General features: G+C 58.6%; 7 protein-coding genes. 4 read left to right on the top strand and 3 right to left on the bottom strand.

Annotated elements, in window-relative coordinates:
- On the bottom strand, positions 1–789 hold a 789-nt coding region (locus tag A3754_RS19545; protein ID WP_063521035.1), incomplete at its 3' end, for a LysR family transcriptional regulator.
- 129 nt (positions 790–918) lie between these two features.
- On the opposite strand from A3754_RS19545, the gene A3754_RS19540 reads away from it, so the two are divergent.
- The 3 genes from A3754_RS19540 to A3754_RS19530 all read left to right on the top strand — a co-directional run bounded on the left by A3754_RS19540 (position 919) and on the right by A3754_RS19530 (position 3,553).
- A complete protein-coding gene (locus tag A3754_RS19540) occupies positions 919–1,509 on the top strand; it encodes an FMN-dependent NADH-azoreductase (RefSeq protein ID WP_063521034.1) in 591 nt (196 codons plus the stop codon).
- Positions 1,510–1,615: 106 nt separating this feature from the next.
- Positions 1,616–2,620 (top strand): glutathione S-transferase family protein, encoded by a 1,005-nt coding sequence (locus A3754_RS19535; RefSeq protein ID WP_063521033.1) that lies wholly within the window; start codon positions 1,616–1,618, stop codon positions 2,618–2,620.
- A 72-nt stretch (positions 2,621–2,692) separates the two neighbouring features.
- On the top strand, positions 2,693–3,553 hold the full coding sequence (locus A3754_RS19530) for a pirin family protein (protein WP_063521032.1): 861 nt from the start codon (positions 2,693–2,695) through the stop codon (positions 3,551–3,553).
- Positions 3,554–3,562: 9 nt separating this feature from the next.
- On the opposite strand, the gene A3754_RS19525 is transcribed toward A3754_RS19530, so the two are convergent.
- Positions 3,563–4,057, bottom strand: coding sequence for a hypothetical protein (locus A3754_RS19525; RefSeq protein WP_063521031.1), 495 nt, complete (start codon positions 4,055–4,057; stop codon positions 3,563–3,565).
- A gap of 197 nt (positions 4,058–4,254) precedes the next feature.
- Between A3754_RS19525 and A3754_RS19520 the strand changes: the two genes are divergently transcribed.
- Complete coding sequence (locus tag A3754_RS19520) at positions 4,255–4,797, top strand: NADPH-dependent FMN reductase (protein WP_063521030.1); 543 nt, start codon at positions 4,255–4,257, stop codon at positions 4,795–4,797.
- Between the two features lie 97 nt (positions 4,798–4,894).
- Here A3754_RS19520 and A3754_RS19515 read toward each other — a convergent pair whose 3' ends face one another.
- Complete coding sequence (locus tag A3754_RS19515; protein ID WP_082872236.1) at positions 4,895–5,071, bottom strand: DUF1328 domain-containing protein; 177 nt, start codon at positions 5,069–5,071, stop codon at positions 4,895–4,897.
- Positions 5,072–5,108: the final 37 nt, after the last annotated feature.

The following is a 5,108-nucleotide window of genomic DNA, read 5'->3' as shown; positions in this document are numbered from 1 at the left end:
CACCATACGCTCCACGCCTTCATCCAGGGCCAGTATCTTCAGCGCACCGGTCTCCAGGGCGTCGCCGATTTCGGCCTCCGGCACCCAGGCAAAGCCCAGCCCACGGCGGATCGCCGCGATGCGGGTGGAAGAATGGGAGACGGTCCAGCGCTGTTCGGCGCCCAGCCAGCCGGAATCAATACGGCGGCTGCCGGAATCGCGGATCACGATCTGGCGGTGCTGGCGGAGGTCTTCGTGGGTCAGGTGATCGGCCAGGGCCAGCGGGTGGTCGGCGGCGGCCACCGCCAGAAAGCGTACCCGCATCAAGGGGTCGCCGAAAAACCCCGGTGGCACACGCCCGCCCACCACCAAATCCGCTTCCTTGCGCAGCAGGGCTTCATCGGAGCCTGACAGGATGGTTTCGCTGTACTCCACCCGGGTCAGCGGGCTGTGCTGGGCAAAGGCATCCAGCGCGGAAAGCATGCAGTGCTGGGGGAACAGGCCGTCGGCGGCCACCCGCACCAGCGGCTCCCAGCCCTGACTCAGCTGGATGGCGGCGCTTTCGATGCGGTTGGCCTCTTCCACCAGTACCTTGGCCTGCCGGTACAGCATCTGCCCGGTTTCGGTGAGCTTGGCGCGGCGCCCCTCCAGAGTGAAGGCGCGCACGCCCAGCTCGGTTTCGATCTTCTGCACGGCGTAACTGATCGCCGACTGGCTCTTGTCCAGGGCCTCAGCGGCACTGGCGTAGCCGCCTTCATCCACCACGGCGAGCAGGGCCTGCCATTGATCCAGGGTAATCTTGGCTGACATATCGAAATTCCTGAGCTAAATGTGCAGTTTTATCCCGTTTTATATCTTATTTACTGAAACCACAATAGACCCATCGAAACAATCATGCCGACCACCGGGCCGGCTGCAGGAATAAAGGGAGTTAGGGTTATGAATATTCTGGTGATCAAAAGCAGTGTGTTTGGTGATAACGGCAATTCGTCTGCGCTGGTCAATGCGCAGCTGGACGCGCTGAAAGCACAGCATCCGCAGGCCACCGTGGTCGTTCGTGACCTGTCCACGGATCCGGTTCCGCATCTGGACGGCGATCGCGTCAGCGCCTTTTTTACACCGCCCGAGCAGCGCAACGATGAACAGCAGGCGGTGGACGCCTTTTCCCTGGCGCTTATCGACGAGCTGAAAGCCGCCGATCACATTGTATTGGGCCTGCCCATGTACAACTTCGGCATTCCCAGCCAGCTGAAAAGCTGGATCGATCATGTGGCGCGGGCGGGCATCACCTTCCGCTATACCGAAAACGGTTCGCTGGGCCTGCTGGATGATAAATCCGTGACGGTGCTGGCGGCCCGGGGTGGGCTGTATGCCGGCACCGAGAACGATACGGTAACGCCGTATATCAAGTTGTTCTTCGGGTTTATCGGTATCACCGATGTGAACTTCGTTTACGCGGAGGGGCTGAACATGGGTGACGAGACTAAAGAGAAAGCCATGAGCGAAGCACAGGCGGCGCTGGCGGGGTAACACGCTGGTGACAATAAGCGAGTAACAAGTTTCGAAAATCAGGACAAGCGTTTTGCCTTTCGCTCCTCGTTATTCGCTCCTCGATAGTCAACGCAAGGAGATAACCATGGGACTGTTAGTCGACGGAAAGTGGCAGGACAAGTGGTACGACACCAAAAGCACCGGTGGGCGTTTCAAGCGCTCGGAAAGTCAGTTCCGTAATTGGGTCACTGCCGATGGCAGCGCCGGGCCCAGTGGTGATGGTGGCTTCCCGGCGGAAAGCGGGCGTTACCACCTGTATGTGTCCCTGGCTTGTCCGTGGGCCCACCGCACTCTGGTCATGCGTGCGCTGAAAGGCTTGCAGGACCATATTGGCGTGTCTGTGGTGCACCCGCACATGCTGGAGAACGGCTGGGAGCTGCGCGACGATTTTGACGGCGCCACCGGTGATCCGCTTCATGGTTTTAGCAAGCTCTATGAGTTGTACCTGAAAGCGGATGACAACTACACCGGCCGGGTGACGGTGCCGGTGCTGTGGGATAGGCAGCGCGGCACTATTGTCAGTAATGAATCGGCTGACATTATCCGCATGCTCAACAGCAGCTTCGATGGGCTGGGTGCCACCCCGGGCGATTATTATCCCCGGGCGCTGCGAGCAGAAATCGACAGCATTAACGAAGGCGTTTATCACGATGTGAACAATGGCGTTTACAAGGCGGGTTTCGCTACCAGCCAGGAGGCCTATGACGACGCTGTGGTGACCTTGTTCCAGCGCCTGGATGCGTTGGAGGACTTGCTCGGCAAACAACGCTACCTGGTGGGTAACACCTTAACCGAAGCGGACATCCGCTTGTGGACCACACTGGTTCGCTTTGACCCGGTGTATGTCACGCACTTCAAGTGCGACCGTCAGCGGATCAGCGATTACCCGAATTTGCAGGGCTTGCTGAAAGAGATCTATCAGTTGCCCGGCGTGGCGGACACGGTGAACATGACGCACATTCGCCACCATTATTTTTGCAGCCACCCGACGGTGAATCCCCACGGGATTATTTCCATCGGGCCGCAACTGGACTGGACCACGCCCCACGGCCGCGAACGCCTGGGCGAGCGAGAAATTATCAGCGCCTGACACAGGCGAGACGCTGGCGATGTTTTGTCGGGCGTCCGGCATCTGGCGTCAGGCTTAACACAGGAGGTTCCCATGGAACGCACAATTCTCAATACGATTCGGGCAATGGATACATCCGATGGTGCTGGCGTTCGTCTGAAGCGGGCGCTGGGTTCTAACCCGGCCGTGCGACTGGACCCGTTCCTGATGCTGGATGCGTTTTCCTCCGACAACCCGGATGACTACATTGCCGGTTTCCCGCCCCACCCGCATCGGGGTTTTGAAACGGTGACGTACCTGGTGGAAGGGCATATGCGCCACCGGGATCATCTCGGTAATGAAGGGGATCTCAAGCAGGGAGGCGTGCAATGGATGACCGCTGGCCGTGGCATTATTCATGAAGAAATGCCGCAGCAGAAAGACGGTTTACTGCGCGGTTTTCAGTTGTGGATCAACCTGCCGGCGGCGGAAAAAATGCAGCCTGCCGGGTATCGGGATATTAGCGACGATGAGATCCCGCGACTGGATCTGGCCAGCGGCGGCCAGGTCAAGGCCATTGCCGGAGAGGTAACCCTTGCAGGGCAGACGCTCAGCGCTCCGGTGAAAGGCGGCAAGGCGGACCCGTTGTATCTGGACGTGGTGTTGCGCCCGGAGGAAACGCTTACGGTTCCGCTGGCGCAGGGCTATAACGCTTTTCTGTATCTGTTCGAAGGCCGCGTCAGGGTGGCAGGGGAAACGGTGGAGACCGATCACCTGGCCACCTTCACCGATGGTGACAGTGTCACCCTGGTGGCGGGAAAAAACGGTGCGCGCTTGCTGTTGCTGGCGGGAAAGCCGTTGGGCGAACCGATTGCACAGTACGGCCCCTTCGTGATGAATACGCAGGAAGAAATCAATCAGGCCCTGCGCGATTATCGCGATGGTACGCTGACGGCGGAGCCTTCGTTGCTATAAACGTTGCCGCTACCCCTGGCCGCCCTGCCAATGTGGTGGCAGGCCGGGGGACCAGCTGGAGCCTGCCATTCGAAAGATGCGAGTGAGCGCGGCTTGCGCCTGCTCCAGCCGGTTGGCCGGCACCAACAAATCCACACTGCTGAGGGTGCCGGCGTTGTAGCCGGTATCCGTGGCGGTTTTTCCGGGCATAAACGTCAGGCTCTGAATCGCCGCCGGCCGGGTGTGCAACAGCAGATGCCCTCGCCCGTCTTCCAGTGTCACCCCTTCAATCTGCTCCACATCCTGGCGATGAAACCGGAACGCCATACCAAAACGGCTCTGGCTGCTGCCACGAAACAGCGTGATGTGTTGTTGATGATCAAGACTCAAATGCTGAATCTGTTGTGCCTCACTGCTCTTGTCGCTCAGCCCAAGGATCAACAGGCCATTAAGAATGGCCAGCTGCTGATAGAGAGCCGGGCCGGGAATAAAGGGCGCGTTGGAGTGGGTGATATCAATGGGCATTGCGAGCAGCTATCCGTGAATCGTTCAGGAATGGTAAGCGGGGCGTGACAGAAATGCGTCACCCATATGGGGGATAAATGGCCCGGCGATGATGATGGTTATGGCTTGTCACTAGCGCGAGTGTGGAGGAAGCTGGGATGCGCATTCGCTACAGTGTGGCTTTGCGTTGACCGATTCAGAAAACAGGGAGTAATGGCATGAAGGTTCTGGCGATAGCAGGCAGTCTCAGGGAGCAATCCTATAACCGGGGGCTGGTACGAGCGGCCCAGGCATTGGCCCCATCAGGCATGACGATCACCATCGGCGAGATCGCCGATGTGCCCATGTATAACGGCGATGATGATGGTGACAACCGACCGGCAACCGTAGTCGCGCTGGCGGAGCAGGTCGCTCAGGCGGATGCGTTGCTGTTCGCTACCCCTGAATACAATTATTCCATCCCCGGTGTGTTGAAAAACGCGATCGACTGGTTGTCGCGGGTGCCCGGCGGGATTTTTGCCGGCAAACCGGTGGCGATCATGGGCGCCTCCATGGGAGGCATGGGCACCAGCCGCAGCCAGTATCATTTGCGCCAGGTGTTGGTGTTTCTGGATATGCATCCACTGAACAAACCGGAAGTGTTTGTGTCTGCTGCCCATGAAAAATGTGATGACAAGGGCGATCTGGTGGATGAAAAAACCCGCGAAATGGTAGCCAAACAACTGGTCGCTTTACAGGAATGGCACCAACGGTTGTCGTGACCTTTCCCTTGCGGGGTTGTCGATTAACGGCGACCAGATGTCAGAACATGAAAGTGGAGGGCTATGGCTTGGCCATAGCCCTGCGGTGATGCGGTGGTCAGATTTTTGGGCCGCGGCCTCTCACCGCATTGGCCACCAGGCTGACGACCAGCAAGACCAGGAAAATGAAGAAAATAATTTTGGCAATGGACGCCGCGCCGGAGGCGATACCGCCAAAGCCGAGCACGCCGGCAATAATTGCCACGATAAGAAATGTCAGAGCCCATCCAAGCATAATGGTTACCTCGTCCATGGTTGGTGTGTGATCACAC

The organism is Alcanivorax sp. HI0083 (assembly GCF_001635175.1).
This window is presented reverse-complemented; position numbering and strand designations above follow the sequence as displayed.

Coding starts and splice junctions, on each gene's coding strand:
- A3754_RS19535 (WP_063521033.1), top strand. CDS start 1,616: ATGGGACTGTTAGTCGACGGAAAGTGGCAGGACAAGTGGTACGACACC.
- A3754_RS19520 (WP_063521030.1), top strand. CDS start 4,255: ATGAAGGTTCTGGCGATAGCAGGCAGTCTCAGGGAGCAATCCTATAAC.
- A3754_RS19530 (WP_063521032.1), top strand. CDS start 2,693: ATGGAACGCACAATTCTCAATACGATTCGGGCAATGGATACATCCGAT.
- A3754_RS19525 (WP_063521031.1), bottom strand. CDS start 4,057: ATGCCCATTGATATCACCCACTCCAACGCGCCCTTTATTCCCGGCCCG.
- A3754_RS19540 (WP_063521034.1), top strand. CDS start 919: ATGAATATTCTGGTGATCAAAAGCAGTGTGTTTGGTGATAACGGCAAT.
- A3754_RS19515 (WP_082872236.1), bottom strand. CDS start 5,071: ATGCTTGGATGGGCTCTGACATTTCTTATCGTGGCAATTATTGCCGGC.